Below are 17,534 nucleotides of genomic sequence, written 5' to 3' on the forward strand. Positions count from 1 at the left end.
TGCCTCCCTCCGGCCGCCGCGGGCGCCCTCCGGGTGGGATCTCCCTACCGTCACGACGTGGGTGCGCGCACTGTCCGGCCGATACGACGCAGCCTAGTCTCGACGTCATGACCAGCACGGACGCCGCCGCCCGCGGCGTGGACGCCGCCCCGGCCCTGAGCTCGCGGGCCGCCCTGCTGCGCGCGCCCGTCGACCCGGCCACGGGCCGCGCCGTCGCGCAGCTCGCCGTGGGGACGGTGTGGCTGGCGAGCGCCGGCGTGGTCGTGTGGGTGCTGGTGCTCGTGTCGTCGGTCCTCGTGCCCGCCCTGGGGCTCGGCCTGCTCGCGCTCGGCGCGACGCTGCCGGTCGCCCGCTGGTTCGGCGCCCTCGAGCGGGAGCGGCTCGCCGCCCAGACCGGCGTCGTCGTGGCGGGCCCGCCGCTCGCCGCGCCCGGCCTGCCGCGGTCGTGGGCCGGCCTCGGTCAGACGCTGCGCGACGGTCGGGCGTGGGCGGCCGCGGGGTACGCACTCGCCGCGATGCTGGTGTCCTCGGCGTTCCTCGCCGCGGTGGTGGCCCTGGTCGCCGGCGCGGTCGCGCTCGTCGTCGTGATGGCGCGGGGCGGGGTCGGCGCGGCCGGCGGCGCCCCGGGGCTGGCGTGGCCGGTCGCGCTGGTCGGCGGCGCCGTCGGCGCCGTGCTGCTGCTGTGGCTCGGGGCCGCCGCCGCCCAGGCGGGCACCTCCCTCGTCCTGGCGCTGGCGCGGGCGTGCCTCGGCCCGTCCGCGGCGGACCTCGCCCGCGCCCGGGCGCGCGACGCCGAGCACGCGGCGAGCGCGGCGGCCGAGCGCGCCGCCGTCCTCACCGAGACGCGGACCCAGGCGGTCGCGGCCGCGGACGCCGAGCGCCGCCGCATCGAGCGGGACCTGCACGACGGCGCCCAGCAGCGGCTCGTCGCGCTCGGGGTGGAGCTCGGCGTGGCCCGCCGGCTCGCCGAGCACGACCCGGCCGCGTCCGCCGCGGCCCTCGAGCACGCGCACGGCGAGGTGAAGGCGACGCTCGCCGAGCTGCGCGACCTCGTGCGCGGCATCCACCCCGCCGTCCTGTCCGACCGCGGGCTCGACGCCGCCCTGTCCGCGCTGGCGGCGCGCAGCCCGGTCCCCGTGCGGGTCGAGGCGTCCCCCGACGTCTCCCGGGCCGGCTCCGCGGCGCAGGCCGCGGCCTACTTCGTCGTCGCTGAGGCGCTGACCAACGTGGCCAAGCACGCCGACGCGCGCTCCGTCCGGGTGCGTGCCGACGTCGTGGACGTCGGTGGGGACGACGGTGGGGACGACGACGCCCGCCTGCGCGTCGTCGTGGAGGACGACGGCCGGGGCGGCGCCGAGCCGTCGCCCGGCAGCGGCCTCGCGGGCCTGCGCGGGCGGGTCGCCGCGCTCGACGGCGTCTTCGAGCTCGACAGCCCGCCCGGCGCGGGCACCCGACTGACCGTGGAGGTGCCGTGCGCATCGTGATCGCCGAGGACTCCGTGCTCCTCCTGGACGGCCTGACCCGGCTGCTGGCCGCCGAGGGCCACACGGTGACCGGCCACCGCACCGCCGACGAGCTGGTCGCCGCCCTGTCGCGGCCCGGTGCCGCGCTGCCCGACCTGCTCGTCACCGACGTCCGGATGCCGCCGTCGCACACCGACGAGGGCCTGCGGGCCGCGCTGCACCTGCGCAGCCTGCACCCGGACCTGCCGATCCTCGTGCTGTCGCAGTACGTCGAGCAGCGGTACGCGTCCGAGCTCCTGGCCCGCGGCGCGCACGCCCTCGGGTACGTGCTCAAGGACCGGGTGGCCGACGTCGACGCGTTCCTCGACGCCGTCGGCCGCGTGGCCGGCGGCGGCACCGTCATCGACCCCGAGGTGGTCACGCAGGTCATCGCCCGCAGCCGCCGCTCCGACCTCGACCAGCTCACCCGCCGCGAGCGCGAGGTGCTCGCGCTCATGGCCGAGGGCCGCTCCAACACCGCGATCGCGGACCGCCTCGTCGTCGGGATGCCCGCCGTCGAGAAGCACGTCACCAGCATCCTCACCAAGCTCGGGCTGCCGCCCGACGCCGACGACAACCGCCGCGTGCTCGCCGTGCTGCGGTGGCTCGACGAGAACGGAGCACGACCATGACCGCCACCGGACCCACCGTCGGACCCACCGTGCCCGCCCCGCCGGCCCCGCAGGAGCCGCACCGCGGCCCCGTCGGGCGCGCGCTGCTCGTGACCGGCATCGTCGTCGGGCTGCTCGCCGTGGCCTGGGGCGCGCTGTTCCTCGTGGACCGCGCCGTCGCGAGCACCACGACGCAGCACGAGACGTACGCGGCGGCCGGCACCGTCGAGCTGGTCGCCGACGGCGACGTCACCGTCCGTGCCGTCGAGGGCGGGGAAGTCGAGGTCGACGCGATCGCACGCACCGGCCTCACGAGCCCCACCTACAGCGCCGACGAGGGGGCCGACCGGCTCGCCGTGCGGCACGAGTGCGAGGGCCTGCGGTGGGTCCCCGGCCGGTGCGCCGGCGACCTGGCCGTCACGCTGCCGGCGGGCACCACGCTGGTGGTGCGCACCTCCAACGGCGACGTCGTCGCGTCCGGCGTCACCGGGGGAGCGGAGTTGCGGTCGAGCAACGGCGACGTCGAGGTGACGCGCGCGGCCGGCGGGCTTCATGCCGGCTCGAGCAACGGGGACGTCGTCGTCGACCGCGCGGTGGGGGACGTCGTCGCGACCTCGTCGAACGGGTCGATCGAGGTGACGGGCGTCGAGGGCAGTCTCGACGCGGACACCAGCAACGGCCGGGTCGACGTCTCCGGCGTGACCGGCGACGTCCGGGCCGAGTCCAGCAACGGCGACGTCACCGTCGTCGGCGACGGCGAGCCCGTGCGGCTCACGATCGAGACGTCGAACGGGGAGCAGACCACCGAGGGGCCCACCGACCCCGAGGCGGACCGCACGGTGGACGTCCGGTCGTCCAACGGCGACGTCGCGTACCTCGTGCGCTGACGCGGGCCCCGGGCACCTCCGCGCGGCGGATATCGTCGTCGGCCATGGGGATCTTCTCGCGCCGGACGCCGGCTCCGCCCGGCCCCGTCGAGCCGTTCGAGCTGCTGGTCGACACCGTCTTCGCCGTCCCGACGCGGGGCCACGTGTTCACCGGCACCGTGGCGTCCGGGCGGGTGCGCACCGGTCAGCCCGCGGTGCTGCACCTGCCGACGGGTGACCACCCCGTGACCGTCACCCGGATCGACGTGCGGCGCCGCAAGGCCGACGCCGCCGAGGCCGGCACCGAGGCCGCCGTCTACCTCGGTGGGCTGGGGCGCGGCGCGCTGCCCGTCGTCCCCGGCGGCGACGGGAGCCTGATCGACGCCGAGAGCGTCCGGGGCTGCCGCCTCGTCTCGGCGCCGTAGCCGCGTCCGGCCCGTCAGAGCCGGTCGGCCAGCGCGACGAGGGTCTCGGTGACGCCGTCGTCCACCTTGAGCGTGGCGAGCGGGTCCCCGCGCGTCTCGCCGCGGTTGACGATGACCACCGGCTTGTCGGCCTTGGCCGCGTGCCGCACGAACCGCAGGCCGCTCATCACGGTGAGCGACGTGCCCGCCACGAGCAGCGCGTCGGCGTCGTCCACCAGGGCGTACGCGCGCTGCACCCGCTCGCGCGGCACGTTCTCGCCGAAGTAGACGATCTCCGGCTTGAGCACGCCGCCGCAGAACTCGCACGGCGCCGGCACGAAGTGGCTGGTCTGCTCGATGACGGCGTCCGCGTCGGGCGCGGTCTCGATGTCCGCGACCGTGGCGCCGTCGTCGAGCACCGACTCCACGAAGCCCGGGTTGAGCGCGTCGAGCCGCTCCGCGAGGTGCGCGCGGCTGATGACCCGCCCGCAGCTCAGGCAGATGACGCGGTCGTACCGGCCGTGCAGGTCGATGACGTGGCGCGAGCCCGCGTCCTCGTGCAGCAGGTCCACGTTCTGCGTGATGACGCCGCGCACCAGCCCGCGCTCCTCCAGCCGAGCGAGCGCCCGGTGCCCCGCGTTCGGTTCCGTGCGGTGCACCACCTGCCAGCCCACGTGGTTGCGCGCCCAGTAGTGGCGGCGGAACGCCTCGTCGGCCACGAACTGCTGGTACGTCATCGGCGCGCGCTTCGGAGAGTCCGGGCTGCGGTAGTCCGGGATGCCCGAGTCCGTGGACACTCCCGCGCCCGTGAGCGCGGTGACCGTGCGGCCCTGGAGCAGGCGGACCGCGTCGTCGATCGTGCCGTGGTGCACGACGGCGTCGGGCGGGAGCTCCCACCGCCGGTCCTGGTACGTCGGGGCGAGCGGACGGGGCACGGGTTGCACGCCTTCGAGCGTACGTCGCCGCGGCCGCCGCCACCCGGTCCTGCGGGGGAGGACGAGGGTCCGGACCACCTCGCCGTCAGCTGGTGGTGGTCGACGACGACTGACCGCCCTCGTCGGTCTGGTCGGACTGGGCGCCCTGGTCGGTCGAGCCGCCGGGAGCGGCTCCCCCGGGGCCACCCATCCCTCCGGCGGGCTCCTCGCCGGCCGTGGCCGTGCCGACCTCGTCGCCGTCGGCGATGAGCGTGTACGTGTCGCCGTCCGTGATCTCCGGGCCGGTGTAGACGACCGACTGGGCCGTCTTCGACAGCGTGATCGTCGCGACCTCGGTCCCGTCGGCGTCCACGACCGCCACCTCGGTGCCGGCCTCCAGCGTGGCGTCGGCGGTCAGCGCCACCCAGCCCTGCGTCGAGTCCTCGTCGAAGGCCTCGGCCATGCCCGCCGACCCGACCGCCAGCACCGTGCCGCCGGAGACCGTGCTGCCGCCCGCGGAGTCGAGCGCGCCGTTGCCGCCGTTCGTCGGGCCCTCGACGACGACGTCGCCGCCGCTGACCACCGTGACGCCGTTGGAGTCCAGGCCGTCGCCCTCCGCGTCCACGTGCAGCGTGCCGCCCGTGATCGTCAGCGACGCGCCCTCCTGAACCGCGTCCATGCCGCCGCCCCCGCCGCCGCCGCCCTGGGGAGCCTCGCCCTGGGGCATCTCGCCGTCGGCGGGCGGCTCGCCGGTCGGCATCTCGCCGTCCGCCGGGGGCTCGGGCTGCGCCTGCTGGTCCTCCGTCGTCGTGTCGTCGGTCGTGCCGTCCGTGGTGTCGTCGGTCGCGCCGTCCTCGGTGGTCGTCTCGTCCTCCGCCTCCTTGACGGTCGCGTTGAGACCGTCGTCGGTGGAGGTGATGTCGGTGTCGCCGCCGGAGACGGCGATGGTCGCGGCCTCGACGCCCTCCTCGGAGCCGGTCACGGTGAGCGTGCCGTCCGTGATCGCGACGTCGGTGAAGCCCTGCACGCCGTCCGACCCGGCCTCGACGGTGACGTCGCCGCCGGTGAGCGCGACGTACCCGGCGGTCACGTCGTCGTCGGCGTCGGACTTCAGCCCGTCGCCGCCGGCGGTGACGTCGACTGTGCCCCCGGAGACGACCAGGTAGTCCTTGCCGCGGATCGCGTCGTCGGCGGCGTCGACGGTGATGCTGCCGCTCGCGATCACGAGCCCGTCCTTGCCGGTGATGCCGTCGTTCGCGTTCCCGACCACGTCGAGCGCGCCGCCGCCGGAGACCGCCAGGTCCGCCGTGGAGTACAGCGCGGCGTTGGCGGCGTTGTCCGACGTCGTGTCGGCGTACTCCGCGGCGTCCTCGAGCCGGTTGGTGGAGCCGTCGGCGAGGACGACCGACACCTGGTCGGCGTCCCGCACGTCGATCGCGGCGCCGGTGGAGCTGGTGACGTCCGCGCCGTCCAGCACGAGCCGCACGACGCCGTCGGCCGACGAGTCGACCACGACCTGGCCGTCGTCGAGCGTGCCGGAGACGCGGTACGTGCCCGGCTCGGTGATGGTGACGGTCGACCCGTCGACGGTGACGCCGTCGCCGGAGGCCGCCGCCGACACCGAGGCGGAGTCGCCGTCGAGCGTGACGGCGACCTCGTCGGCCGTGTCCCACGTCGCGTCGGCCAGGGCGGCGGTGTCCTCGGACGACAGGTTCTCCGCGAGGACGTCCTGAGCGGAACGACCCGAGTTGTCCGTCGCGGACACCTGGGCGGTGGTGGTGCCGGAGCCGTCGGAGGCGGCGGTCGTCGAGCCGGCGCTGCACGCGGCGAGCGCGCCGACGGTCAGGCTGCCCGCGGCGGCGAGCGCCACGGTACGGGTCCAGAGGGTCTGGGGTCGGGGGATGCGCATGGTTCGGGTCCTCTTCGCTGGTGGTGGGAGGGGTGGCAGGGGTCGGGGTCAGGCGGCGCCGAGCCGCTCGCGCCGCAGGCGGCGCCAGGGGTGGTCGGGCAGGTCGGGCCGCAGGGTCGCGAGCCCGGTCGCGTACTTGGAGATGCGGTCGGGGCGGTGGCCGGCGCGCCAGAGGGCGCGGTCGGCGGACGACGGCGCGGTGCCGGCCTTGGTCTCGACGACGACGAGGTCGCCGACGTCGGCCGTGCCGCCGCCGCGGGCGGCGCCGTCGGGGCCGGCGAGCCGCCATCGCAGGCCGGTGTCGAGCGTGACGCGGGCGTCGGGCAGCAGCACGGTGGTGCGCCGGTAGGCGGAGCGCAGCACGGGGGCGAGCTGCGCCGACGGGGGCGCGGCGAGTCGGGCGGCGGCGAGGCGGTCGTCGACGAACTCGAGGCCCTCGCCGGCCAGCGGGGTCGCGGGCTCCCACGGGCGGCGCTCCTTCACCGTGACGCCGCGGGCGGCGCGCGTCTTGACCTCGAGGAACGTGGCGTTCCCCGTGTCGACGTAGGTGCGGGTGCGGACCTTGAACCGCCGGCGACGGCGACGCGCGGCCAGCCGGAAGGTCAGCAGGTCGGCCGTGTCGTAGTACGTCGAGGCGTACGTGAACGACCGGTCGCCGTCGATCTCCAGCACGCGCGGGCCGTGCGCGGCCAGCGCGGAGAGCAGCGCCGCGACCTCGGCGGGGGTGAGCACGTACTTGCGGTCGACGCGGGTCTGGAGGGCGGCGGTGGCGTCGAGCTCCTCGAGGGTGACCGGCGCGGCGCCGGCCAGGCCGCGGGCGACGACGGTCCCGGCGGTCACCGGGTCACCGTCAGGGCGTCGTCCCGGACGGCGACCGGCCGGGCGGGCCGGCCGCCGTCGCGCGGCAGGTCGTACCGCACCTCGACGCGCGTCGTGTCGTCGGCGAGGTCGATCTCCTGCACGGACACGGACCGCACGCGGGCGCCCAGCAGGGTCTCGAGGTGGGCGGTGAGCTCGGCGCGGTCGACGACGGCGCGGTCGAGGACGATCGTCTGCGACCCGTGCCGCGCCAGGAGCCGCGGGTGGTCCGCGACGGCCATGACGACGAGGATCAGCGCGGACCCGGCGACGCCGAGCCAGCCGGCCGACGTGCCCAGCCCGCCCAGCAGGCCCAGCGCGAGCGCGGCGAAGTAGTACGCGACCTCGCGCTGCGACAGCTCGTCGGACCGCAGCCGGATGATCGACAGCACGCCGAAGAGCCCGAGCCCGAGGCCCGCGGCGACCGAGGTCGACGCCAGCACGGCCGACACCGCCAGCACACCGACGTTGACGCCGAGGTACGCGACCACGAGGTCGCGGCGGCGGTGCCGGGGGAAGTAGAGGGCGAACGTCAGGATCGACACGGCGACGAGGTCGACGGCGTACAGGGCTGCGGGAGGCATGCGGGCTCCGGGAGATCAGGGACCGGTCGTGGTCCGTGGGTGGGAAGGACACCCAGTGGACACCTCGCGCTCAGGTGGGCACTGGGGGCGCCCTGGGAATCCGCTGCGAGGGGTGGACGGACGCTGGGAACGCCGCTGAGCAGGCCCGACGTGCGGGCAACGGCCGGTCGTGCTGATCATCGGGGCGTGACGCAGGAGACAGGACGACGCCGGCTCGCGGCCGCCGGCCTCGCGCTCGTCGTCACGCTCGCCGGGACGGGGTGCGTCGCGAGCAGGCAGCAGCCCGGCCAGGCGACGGCGGCGGTGGCGGACGCGCTCGCGGAGGCCGGTTCCGCGGGGGAGACGGCGCGGATCGCCGTCGGCCTGCTCGACGAGGGCCGGGTCACCGGACCCGTCGCCGACACGGTGCTGCTGGACCAGCTACGCGTGCTCGACGACGCCGAGTCGGCGCTCACGACCCTGGTGCCGCCCGACGCCGCGACGGCGGCGCGCCGGACCACCGGGCTGGACGCCGTGGGCGACGTCTCGGACGCCGTCGTCGCGGCGCGCTCGTGGGTGGCCGCACGGTCCGGGGGAGACCTCGCCGGCGCCGACGGCGTGCCCCCGTCGTCCGACGACCTCCTCGTCGAGCTCGCGACCGCCGTCGACGCGACCGACGCCGCCCTGGCCGAGGCGGGCGGGCCGTGAAGAAGCTGCTCGCCGCCGCGCTCGGCATCCTCACCGCCATCGGCGGGTTCGTCGACATCGGGGACCTGGTGACCAACGCCGTCGTCGGGTCCCGGTTCGGCATGTCGCTCGCCTGGGTGGTGGTGCTCGGCGTGGTCGGCATCGTGCTGTTCGCGAGCATGTCCGGGCGGGTCGCGGCGGTGAGCGGCCGCGCCACCTTCGAGATCATCCGCGAGCGGCTCGGGCCGCGGGCCGCGGGCGCGAACCTCCTCGCGTCGTTCGCCATCAACCTGCTCACGCTCACCGCGGAGGTCGGGGGCATCGCGCTCGCCCTGCACCTCGCGAGCAGCGTGGAGCCGCGCCTGTGGATCCCGGTCGCGGCGCTCGCGGTGTGGCTCGTGCTGTGGCGCGTGAAATTCCAGATCATGGAGAACGTCGCCGGCCTCATGGGGCTGCTGCTCGTGGGGTTCGCGATCGCGCTGTTCCAGCTCGGCCCGGACTGGGGCGAGCTGCTGCGCCAGGCCGTGCCGCCGTCGCCGCCGGGCACGGAGCACCCGGCGTCGTACTGGTACTACGCCGTCGCGCTGTTCGGCGCGGCGATGACGCCGTACGAGGTGTTCTTCTTCTCGTCGGGGGCCGTCGAGGAGCGATGGACCGCCAAGGACCTCGGCACCAACCGGCTCAACGTGCTGCTCGGCTTCCCCCTGGGCGGCCTGCTGTCGCTCGCCATCGCGGCGTGCGCCGCCGTCGTGCTGCTGCCCGCGGGCATCGAGGTCTCGTCGCTGTCGCAGATCGTGCTGCCGGTCGCGCAGGCGGGCGGGGTGCTGCTGCTCGCCGTCGTGATCCTGGGGATCGTGGCCGCCACGTTCGGCGCAGCCCTGGAGACGGCCCTGTCCAGCGGGTACACGCTGGCGCAGTACCTCGGCTGGTCGTGGGGCAAGTTCCGCCGGCCGGCGCGGGCGGCGCGCTTCCACCTCACGATGATCGTGGCGCTGCTGCTCGCCGTCGGGATCCTCATGACGAGCGTGGACCCGGTGGCGGTGACGGAGATGTCGGTGGTGTTCTCCGCCGTCGCGCTGCCGCTCACGTACGTGCCGATCCTCGTCGTGGCCAACGACCCGGAGTACATGGGCGAGCACGTCAACGGGCGGGTGGTCAACGCGCTGGGCACGGTGTACCTGGTGATCGTGATCGTCGCGGCGGTCGCGGCGATCCCCCTGATGATCGCGACGGGAGCGGGCTCATGACGGACCCGAGGGGAGAGGTGCGCCTCGTCGACGCCCGCCTGCACCTGCTGAGCCGGCAGGTGCTGGACGCGGACGGCGAGCCGGCCGGCGCGGTCGACGACCTGGCCCTCGCAGGCCCGGACGGGGGCGAGGTGGAGGCGGGCCGGGAGACGCACGTGGAGGCGATCCTGGTCGGCCCCGTGCTGGCGACGCGGCTCTTCGGCGGCCGCGTGCCCGACAGCCGGCTGCCCCGCATCGCGTGGGACGACGTCGGGCACGTCGGGACGGCGATCGAGCTCACCGTGCCCTCGGACCGGCTCGACGCCGTGTGGGTGGAGCGCTGGGTGCGCGACCGGCTGATCGCGCGCGTCCCCGGCGGTCGGCACGACCCGGAGGCCGAGGGATGAACGTCGGCGACCTCCTCGACGCGCGCGTGCTGGGGCCGGACGGCGCGGCCCTGGGCGTGGTCGTCGACGTCCGCCTGGCGCTCGAGGTCGTGGACGAGCCGGAGGACCGGCCGGGGGCCGGGGAGGACCGCGAGGAGGCCGAGCACGACCCGCCCCTGAGCGCGCAGGCGCGGCGTGACGCCGTCGGTGCCGCGCGTCTGGTCGGGGTGCTGGTCGGGCCGCGCGGGGCCGGGTCGTTCCACGGGTACGAGCGCACGGACGTGCGGTCGCCGTGGCCGATCCCGCAGCTCGTGCGCCGCCGTCACCGCGGCACCTTCCTCGTGCGGTGGGAGGACGTCGCGGCGGTCGAGGGCGACCCTTCCGCCGACGACGGGATGCTGCGCCTGCGCCTCGCGCCGGGGTACTCCGAGCTGCCGGCGGGACTCGGATGACCCGAGGGTGGCGGCGTGGCTCCGCGGCCTTGCGCGAGGTCTGGGTCCGGCACCCGCGATGGTCGCTCGCGCTGCGGGGCGCGGTGGCGGCGGCGCTGGCCTGGGTGGTCGGGGTGCTCGCACCCGCGCCGCTCTCCGAGTATCCCTACTACGCGCCTCTCGGCGCCGTGGTCGCGACGGCGGGCACCCTGGCGCGGTCGGCGCGGGAGTCCCTCCAGACCGTCGGCGCGCTGCTCCTCGGCGCCGGGATCGCCCTCGCCGCGGACGCCGTGCTGGAACCGAGCGCGCTGGCCGTAGCGCTCGTCGTCGGCGTGGCGCTCCTGTGCGCGGGGTGGCGGGTGCTCGGTGGCACGGGGGTCTGGGTGGCCAACTCCGCCCTCTTCGTCCTCGTCCTCGGCCAGGGCCAGGACGCGGAGTACATCGGCGCCTTCGCCGGGCTGGTCGTGGTGGGAGCGGGCATCGGCATCGTGGTGAACCTCCTGTGGCCGCCGTTGCCGATCACGCCGTCGGACCTCGCGCTCCGGGCGCTGCGCGCGAGCCTCGTCGAACAGCTCGACGACCTCGCGGACTGGCTCGACGACGAGGGCCCCCTCGAGCCGGACGAGTGGGAACGGCGGCGGCACGCCCTCTACCCGACGATCGAGGGCGCCCGGGCGGCGGTCGCGCACTCCGGGGAGGCGTCCCGGGGCAACCTGCGGGCCCGGCGGTACGGCGAGCGGGTGCGCACGCAGGCCCGTGAGTCGGCGGTGCTGGGTGCGGCGGCGGAGGTGGTCGACGAGGTGGTGCGTCTGCTCGTGGACGGTGAACGGACGGGGCGCGACGACGTCGCGCTCGGACCGCGGCTGCGCCCCGAGCTCGCGACGGCGCTGCGGTCCTTCGCCGACGCCCTGCGCGACCCGGTGGACGACACGGACGACACGGACGGCGACTCCGCTGACGACCCCTGCGCCGGGTTCGCCAGGTCGCTCGACCGGCTCCGGGACGTGGTGCGCGAGTCGCGGGAACGGACGGGCGGCGACCATTTCGTGGCGGGTGCGCTCGCCGTCGTGCTGGGCCGCGGCCACGACGTGCTCGCGGGCTGATCCGCGACCTGGGGCGACGCCGTCCGTCTGCGGGCACGGGGCTCCGGTGCCACGGTGTCGGTCATGCGGGTGGTCGTGGTGGGACAGACGGGGAACGTCGGGACCGCGCTGCTGCGCGCGCTGGCGGACGAGGTGGAGGTGACATCCGTCCTGGGCGTGGCGCGGCGGCTGCCGGACCGGACGGCCGAGCCGTACCAGCACGCCGAGTGGGCGGCCCTGGACCTGGCGGGCGACGACGGGGAGGCCGTCGTCGAGCGGCTCGCCGAGCTGTTCCGCGGTGCCGACGCGGTCGTGCACCTCGCGTGGCTGATCCAGCCGAACCGCGACCGGGACCTGCTGCGGGTCGTCAACGTCGAGGGCACCCGGCGGGTGGGGCGCGCCGTCGTCGCGGCCGGCGTGCCGCACCTGGTCGTCGCCTCGTCCGTGGGCGTGTACTCCCCGGTCGACGACGACCTGCCGCGTGCCGAGGACTGGCCCGCGGACGGTATCCCGACGTCCCACTACAGCGTCGACAAGGCCGCGCAGGAGGACGTGCTGGACGAGCTCGAGCGCGACCACCCGGAGGTCACCGTCGCGCGGCTGCGCACCGCGCTCGTCTTCCAGGGCGACGCGGGCGCGGAGGTGACCCGGCTGTTCGTCGGCAAGGTGCTGCCCGTGGGCATGCTGCGCCTCGGCCGCCCGCCGCTGCTGCCGCTGCCCGCCGGGCTGCGGCTCCAGGCCGTGCACGCCGACGACGCCGCGGACGCCTACCTCCGCGTGCTGCTGCGCCGCGCGCGCGGCGCGTTCAACGTGGCCGCCGACGACCTGCTGCGCGGCGCCGACGTCGCGCGGCTCGTGGACCACGGCCGCCTGGTCGAGGTGCCGCCCGCGGCGGTGCGCGCGGCGGTGTCGCTCGGCTACGCGGCGCGTGTCGTCGCCGCCGACCCGGGCTGGGTGGACATGGCCATGGGCGCTCCCGTGATGGGCACGACGCGGGCGCTCACGGAGCTCGGCTGGCGGGCGCGGACGTCGGCGGGCGACGCGCTCCGGGAGGTCGTGGCGGGGATGGCCGAGGGGCGGGGGCTGGGCTCCGCGCCGCTGCGCCCGTCGGCCACCCGGCCCGCCGGTGCGTCCACGCTGCCGCTGCGCGGCCCGCACCCGGCGGTGCCGCCGCAGGTCGACCGGGAGCTCCTCGGCCTGTACCTGTCGGACCACCTCACCGGCGCCACGGCGGGCCTCGGGCGCATCGAGCGGATGGTGGGCGACTACGGCGACCTGCCGCTGCACGCCGAGCTGACGGAGGTGGCGGAGCAGATCCGCGGAGAGCGGGAGCTGTACGTGCGGCTCCTGCGGGAGCTCGGCCTCCCGCGGCGGCGCCACCGCCAGCTCCTGGCGGGCGTCGCCGAGCGGGTCGGGCGGCTCAAGCTCAACGGCCGGGTGGTGGAGCGGTCGCCGATGTCCGTGGTGCTGGAGGCCGAGCTCATGCGGTCCGCCGTCGTGGGCAAGCTGGGCGGCTGGCAGACGCTGGAGGAGCACGCCGCAGAGCTCGGCCTCGACCCCGCCCAGTTCCGCGAGCTCGCCGAGCGCGCGCAGCGGCAGCTCGCCACCCTCGACCGCCTGCACGAGTACGCGCGCCGGCGTGCGTTCCGGGGCGACGACGTGCCGGCGGACTGATCCCTTCGCGGCGCCTCCCTACGCGGCGTCGGCCCAGGGGTCCAGCACGACCTTGATGCAGCCGTCCTCCTTGCGCTGGAAGGCGCGGTACGCCTCCGGCGCCTCCTCGAGCGGGAGACGGTGCGTGCGCAGGTCGAGCACGCCGAGCGGGTCGGCGGGGTCGGCGGCGAGGGGCAGCAGGTCGTCGGTCCAGCGCCGCACGTTCGCCTGGCCCGTACGGATCGTGAGCTGCTTGTCGAAGATCTGCATCAGCGGCAGCGGGTCCTTGGCGCCGCCGTAGACGCCCGACAGCGACACCGTGCCGCCGCGCCGCACCAGCGCGCACGCGGCGAGGAGCGCGGCGAGCCGGTCGGCGCCGCCCTTCTCCGTCAGCGGAGCGGCGAGGACGTCGGGCAGCAGGCCCACGAGCTTCTGCGTCGTCTCGGCCAGCGGTGAGCCGTGCGCCTCCATCCCGACGGCGTCGATCACCGCGTCGGGCCCGCGTCCGTCGGTCAGGTCGCGCACGGCCGTGCGGACGCCGCGCTCTCCCGGGTCGAACGTGATGACGCCGTGCCGCTGCGCCATGAGGCGCCGTGCGGGCACCGGGTCGACGCCGACCACCGTGCCGGCCCCGCGGTGCAGGGCGACGCGGGCCGCCATCTGGCCGATGGGCCCGAGCCCCAGCACGACGACGCTGCCGCCCTCCGGCACGTCCGCGTACTCCACCGCCTGCCACGCGGTGGGCAGGACGTCGGACAGGTACAGCCAGCGCTCGTCGGGCGTGCCGTCGTCCGGCACCACGACCGGGCCGTAGTGGGCCTGCGGCACGCGCAGGTACTGCGCCTGCCCGCCCGGCACCTGGCCGTAGAGCCGCGTGTACCCGAAGAGGGCCGCGCCCTTGCCCTGGTCGCGGACCTGCGTCGTCTCGCACTGGCTCTGCAGGCCGCGCTCGCACATCCAGCAGCGCCCGCAGGCGATGCCGAACGGCACGACGACACGGTCGCCGACGGCGAGGTGCCCGACGTCGTCCCCGACCTCCTCGACGACGCCCATCGCCTCGTGCCCCAGCACGTCACCGGCGTCGAGGAACATCCCGAGCACGCCGTACAGGTGCAGGTCGGAGCCGCAGATCGCGGTGGAGGTCACGCGGACGACGGCGTCCGTCGGCTCTTGGATGCGAGGGTCCGGGACGTCCTCGACGCTGACGTGCTCCTTGCCCTGCCAGGTCAGTGCGCGCACCGCTGCTTCCTTCCGCCGTGGGGCCCAGGCCCCTCGGCCGGCGAGCTGCTGCACCGACCCGCCCAGTGAACCACCGGGGCCGGCTGCTCACCCGTCGGCATGATCTCGGCCCCGCCGCCAGACCGCGGGCCCAGCAGGATCGTCACCGACCGCGGGCTCGTGATCAGGGGAACCGGGTGCCGCGCTGCTGGACATCCGGCCCGCGGTGACCGCGGACGGTCCCCGCACCGTCGATGGTGCACGTTCCGCGGACATGGTCGCCACCCGGCGGGGCGTCGTCCGCGGCACCCGCGCTGTTCACCCGCACGGAAGCGGGCTACGGTCATGGGGAGTCATGAGGCGGCTCGATCTCCAGCGGCGCGATCCGCCACGACGGGAGGATCTACATGACCGACATCACCTCATGGGACATCGAGGGCACCCTGGCCCTCGGCACCAGCCATCCGGTGGGCCGGTACAGGCACGACCTCGCCACGGGGCGGTGGTGGTGGTCGGACGAGACGTACCGCATCCACGGCTTCGAGCCGGGCGACGTCGTCCCCACCACCTCGCTCATCCTGGCGCACAAGCACCCCGACGACCGGGACCGCGTGAGCCAGGTGCTGCGACGTGCCTGCACCACCGGCGAGCCGTTCAGCAGCGTGCACCGGATCATGGACGCCCACGGTGACGAGCGGACTCTCGCCGTCGTGGGGGTGGGGCGCACGAACGCCACGGGCGCCGTCTGCGAGCTGGTCGGCTACTTCACCGACGTTACCCCCGCGGTCGCGCGCATCGCCGACGTGCGGGCGACGGCGAGCATCCGGGCGTCCGCAGCCAACCGCGCGACGATCGAGCAGGCCAAGGGCGTCGTCATGTGCGCGCTCCGCACGGACCTCGAGGGCGCGTTCGAGTGGCTCCGGGAGGCCTCGAACCATTCCAACCTGCCGCTCCGCGACATCTCGGCGCGGATCGTCGAGCTCGCGGCCGACGGCAACGGCGACATGCGTCAGGTCGCCGAGACGATGGCCGACCTGCTCCAGAACCGCTCGGAGCGCCGCACGCGGTAGCCGCGCTCAGCGGGTCCCGGGGACGTGCCGGGGTTCCCGCATCGCCTGCGCGACGTGGCCCCCGAGGTACCCGCCCGCGCCGACCGCGCCCATGCCGGCCAGGCTGAGCAGCGTGCCGAGCCCGGTGCGGCCGCGACGCCGGGCACACCACGAGGCGAGCGCCAGCAGGGTGCCGACGCCGTTGCACGTCGCGTGCACGGCGGCGACCCGGCGCGCGGACACGCTCAGCGCGCGGTAGTCCGCCAGCCCCGTGAGGGCCGTCGGCGGCGCGGCGAGCAGCCCCAGGCCGACCAGACGGCGGGCGGCGTCCGCATGGCCGCTCGGGCGGGTGAGGTCGAGGGCGACCGCGCTCGCCCACAGCCCGATCGGCAGGTCGGTGAGCACGCTGTGCACGGGATGGCCGACGGAGCGGCCGCGGAGCTCGTCGCGCACCCGGCCCGGCGAGGGCACGGCGGTGCGCGAGATCCGGTCGTACAGGCCCGCCAGAGGGTCGAGGCGCTCCGCGCGCTCGAGCTCGGCGGCGAGGCGCGGCAGCGGTCGGTCGGTGGGCGGGTCCGCGGGCTGGTGGGCGGGCATCGTGCCTCCTCGGGACGACGTCGGCGGTCCGGGTCGGTCGTGTGCGTCGGCCGGGCGCCCCTCCTCGACGCCGTCCCTCGACCGTAGGACGGGCGCCGGGTGCTCGCCGTCGCAGGTCCGGGTGCGGGGCACGCCGGACCGTCCGAGGCTGGGACGACGCGTCGAGCCGTGGCGTCCGCCGACCTGCTGGAGGTCCGTCGTGTCCCGTGCCCCCGTCGAGCTCTCCGCGCTCGAGACGGCGCGCGTGCTGCGCTCCGTGCTCGTGCCGCTGGTCGCGCAGGGCGCGATCGTGCGCCGACCCCGGCTGACCGCCTGGGCGGAACGGCGGCAGACCGACCGCGAGGCCCGGCGGGTGCTCGGTGGCCTGCGCGACCGCTACGACGGTGCGCCCCTGGCGCTGCGGCTCGGGCCCCGCCGCCTCGTCGTGGTCACCGCGCCGGACGACGTCCGGCGCCTGCTGGAGGGCACGCCCGACCCGTTCACGGCCGCGTCGAACGAGAAGCGGGGCGCGCTGGCGCACTTCCAGCCGCGCGCGCTGCTGATCTCGGGGCGGGAGGACCGCCGGCGTCGACGGCCTCTCAACGAGGCGGCGCTCGACGCCGCGCACGCGGTGCACGACGACGGTGCCGCCGTCGTCGTGGCGGTCGAACGCGCGACCGAGGAGCTCGGCCGGAAGCTCGACGCCGCGGGCGCCCTCGACGCGGACACCTTCGCCGACACGTGGTGGCGGCTCGTCCTGGAGGTGACGTTCGGGGCGCGGGCCCGGGACGACCTGCGGGTCGTGGACCTCCTGAACGCGCTGCGGCGCGACGGCAACTGGTCGTGGTTCCGCCCGCGGCGGCCGTGGTTGCGGTCCGAGCTGGAGCGGCGCGTCGCCGAGCACGTGGCGCGGGCGCCGTCGTCGTCCCTCGCGGGGCGGGCGCGCGACGCCGACCGTGACGAGGCGCCGGGGCAGGTGCCGCACTGGCTCTTCGCCTTCGACGCCGCGGGCGCGACCACGCTGCGCGCGCTCGCCGTCGCCTCCGCGCGCGACGACGTCCGGGGCCGCCTGGTGGACGAGCTGGCGGCCGACCACGGCGAGCCGGCGGCGCTGCTGCCGTACGGCCGGGCCTGCCTGCTCGAGGCGGTGCGGCTGTGGCCGACGACGTTCGCCGTGCTGCGCGACGCGGTGCGGGACACCGACTGGGGCGGGACCGCCGTGCCGGCAGGCACGGGGCTCGTCGTCGTGAGCGGGTTCTTCCACCGGGACGCCGACCGGCTGACGTTCGCCGACGACTTCGCGCCGGAGGCGTGGTGGGACGGCAGGGCGGACGCGGACTGGGGCATCGTGCCGTTCAGCGGCGGCCCCGCGGCGTGCCCGGGCCGCAACGTGGTGCTCCTCGTCGCGTCGCACCTGCTCGCGCGGCTCGCGGGCCTCGGCCTCGACGTCGAGCGTGGGCGGTACCTCGCCCACGACCCTCTCCCGTGCACGGTCGACCACCTCGGGCTGCGGTTCGTCGTCCCCGCCGCCGCGGGGGTGCGGTGAGGCCGGCGGGTGGGGAGGAGCGCCCCGCGTTACGTTGGCGCGGGGTCCAGGAG

Annotated in this window: 18 protein-coding genes; 12 read left to right on the forward strand and 6 right to left on the reverse strand. The window is 76.1% G+C overall.

Annotated features, from left to right (window positions below; all coding sequences use genetic code 11):
- The first annotated feature begins 107 nt into the window (after positions 1-107).
- The 4 genes from ACFQ8T_RS07880 to ACFQ8T_RS07895 are packed head-to-tail and all read left to right on the forward strand — an operon-like array spanning position 108 to position 3,404.
- Positions 108-1,484: a sensor histidine kinase gene (locus ACFQ8T_RS07880; protein WP_430545996.1), complete on the forward strand. Its 1,377-nt coding sequence runs from the start codon at positions 108-110 to the stop codon at positions 1,482-1,484.
- Positions 1,472-2,134 (forward strand): response regulator, encoded by a 663-nt coding sequence (locus ACFQ8T_RS07885; protein WP_430545997.1) that lies wholly within the window; start codon positions 1,472-1,474, stop codon positions 2,132-2,134. Before ACFQ8T_RS07880 ends, ACFQ8T_RS07885 begins: the two co-directional genes overlap by 13 nt.
- Entirely contained in the window at positions 2,131-3,000 is an 870-nt protein-coding gene (locus ACFQ8T_RS07890) for a DUF4097 domain-containing protein (protein ID WP_430545998.1), read from the forward strand. The genes ACFQ8T_RS07885 and ACFQ8T_RS07890 overlap by 4 nt, the downstream gene beginning before the upstream one ends.
- A 44-nt stretch (positions 3,001-3,044) precedes the next feature.
- Entirely contained in the window at positions 3,045-3,404 is a 360-nt protein-coding gene (locus ACFQ8T_RS07895) for a hypothetical protein (protein WP_430545999.1), read from the forward strand.
- A 14-nt stretch (positions 3,405-3,418) separates the two neighbouring features.
- Here ACFQ8T_RS07895 and ACFQ8T_RS07900 read toward each other — a convergent pair whose 3' ends face one another.
- The 4 genes from ACFQ8T_RS07900 to ACFQ8T_RS07915 form a co-directional block, all read right to left on the reverse strand.
- Positions 3,419-4,327 carry an NAD-dependent protein deacetylase gene (locus ACFQ8T_RS07900; protein ID WP_430546000.1) on the reverse strand — a complete coding sequence of 303 codons (909 nt, stop codon included), beginning with the start codon at positions 4,325-4,327 and terminating at the stop codon, positions 3,419-3,421.
- 76 nt (positions 4,328-4,403) lie between these two features.
- Complete coding sequence (locus ACFQ8T_RS07905) at positions 4,404-6,206, reverse strand: carbohydrate-binding domain-containing protein (protein WP_430546001.1); 1,803 nt, start codon at positions 6,204-6,206, stop codon at positions 4,404-4,406.
- 48 nt (positions 6,207-6,254) lie between these two features.
- A complete protein-coding gene (locus tag ACFQ8T_RS07910) occupies positions 6,255-7,046 on the reverse strand; it encodes a polyphosphate polymerase domain-containing protein (RefSeq protein WP_430546002.1) in 792 nt (263 codons plus the stop codon).
- The gene (locus ACFQ8T_RS07915; RefSeq protein ID WP_430546003.1) at positions 7,043-7,648 is read right to left on the reverse strand and encodes a DUF4956 domain-containing protein; all 606 of its coding nucleotides are present in this window, start codon (positions 7,646-7,648) and stop codon (positions 7,043-7,045) included. Before ACFQ8T_RS07915 ends, ACFQ8T_RS07910 begins: the two co-directional genes overlap by 4 nt.
- A 186-nt stretch (positions 7,649-7,834) precedes the next feature.
- Here ACFQ8T_RS07915 and ACFQ8T_RS07920 point away from each other — a divergent pair, with 186 nt between their 5' ends.
- The 6 genes from ACFQ8T_RS07920 (at position 7,835) to ACFQ8T_RS07945 (ending at position 13,113) form a co-directional block, all read left to right on the forward strand.
- Positions 7,835-8,335 (forward strand): hypothetical protein, encoded by a 501-nt coding sequence (locus tag ACFQ8T_RS07920; protein ID WP_430546004.1) that lies wholly within the window; start codon positions 7,835-7,837, stop codon positions 8,333-8,335.
- The gene (locus tag ACFQ8T_RS07925) at positions 8,332-9,561 is read left to right on the forward strand and encodes an NRAMP family divalent metal transporter (protein ID WP_430546005.1); all 1,230 of its coding nucleotides are present in this window, start codon (positions 8,332-8,334) and stop codon (positions 9,559-9,561) included. Before ACFQ8T_RS07920 ends, ACFQ8T_RS07925 begins: the two co-directional genes overlap by 4 nt.
- On the forward strand, positions 9,558-9,947 hold the full coding sequence (locus ACFQ8T_RS07930) for a hypothetical protein (RefSeq protein ID WP_430546006.1): 390 nt from the start codon (positions 9,558-9,560) through the stop codon (positions 9,945-9,947). The genes ACFQ8T_RS07925 and ACFQ8T_RS07930 overlap by 4 nt, the downstream gene beginning before the upstream one ends.
- A complete protein-coding gene (locus tag ACFQ8T_RS07935) occupies positions 9,944-10,378 on the forward strand; it encodes a hypothetical protein (protein ID WP_430546007.1) in 435 nt (144 codons plus the stop codon). The genes ACFQ8T_RS07930 and ACFQ8T_RS07935 overlap by 4 nt, the downstream gene beginning before the upstream one ends.
- 29 nt (positions 10,379-10,407) lie before the next feature.
- On the forward strand, positions 10,408-11,460 hold the full coding sequence (locus ACFQ8T_RS07940) for an aromatic acid exporter family protein (RefSeq protein WP_430546008.1): 1,053 nt from the start codon (positions 10,408-10,410) through the stop codon (positions 11,458-11,460).
- 63 nt (positions 11,461-11,523) lie between these two features.
- Positions 11,524-13,113 carry an NAD-dependent epimerase/dehydratase family protein gene (locus ACFQ8T_RS07945; protein WP_430546009.1) on the forward strand — a complete coding sequence of 530 codons (1,590 nt, stop codon included), beginning with the start codon at positions 11,524-11,526 and terminating at the stop codon, positions 13,111-13,113.
- Between the two features lie 18 nt (positions 13,114-13,131).
- Here the strand turns inward: ACFQ8T_RS07945 and ACFQ8T_RS07950 are convergent, their stop codons facing one another.
- On the reverse strand, positions 13,132-14,331 hold the full coding sequence (locus ACFQ8T_RS07950; RefSeq protein WP_430546010.1) for an alcohol dehydrogenase catalytic domain-containing protein: 1,200 nt from the start codon (positions 14,329-14,331) through the stop codon (positions 13,132-13,134).
- Positions 14,332-14,717: 386 nt separating this feature from the next.
- Here ACFQ8T_RS07950 and ACFQ8T_RS07955 point away from each other — a divergent pair, with 386 nt between their 5' ends.
- On the forward strand, positions 14,718-15,380 hold the full coding sequence (locus ACFQ8T_RS07955) for a PAS and ANTAR domain-containing protein (RefSeq protein ID WP_430546011.1): 663 nt from the start codon (positions 14,718-14,720) through the stop codon (positions 15,378-15,380).
- 6 nt (positions 15,381-15,386) lie between these two features.
- Here the strand turns inward: ACFQ8T_RS07955 and ACFQ8T_RS07960 are convergent, their stop codons facing one another.
- On the reverse strand, positions 15,387-15,956 hold the full coding sequence (locus tag ACFQ8T_RS07960) for a DUF2231 domain-containing protein (protein WP_430546012.1): 570 nt from the start codon (positions 15,954-15,956) through the stop codon (positions 15,387-15,389).
- A gap of 199 nt (positions 15,957-16,155) precedes the next feature.
- Here ACFQ8T_RS07960 and ACFQ8T_RS07965 point away from each other — a divergent pair, with 199 nt between their 5' ends.
- Positions 16,156-17,481 (forward strand): cytochrome P450, encoded by a 1,326-nt coding sequence (locus tag ACFQ8T_RS07965; RefSeq protein ID WP_430546013.1) that lies wholly within the window; start codon positions 16,156-16,158, stop codon positions 17,479-17,481.
- Positions 17,482-17,534 lie beyond the last annotated feature (53 nt).

This window comes from Isoptericola sp. NPDC056618 (assembly GCF_042792715.1).
GTDB lineage: Bacteria > Actinomycetota > Actinomycetes > Actinomycetales > Cellulomonadaceae > Isoptericola > Isoptericola nanjingensis.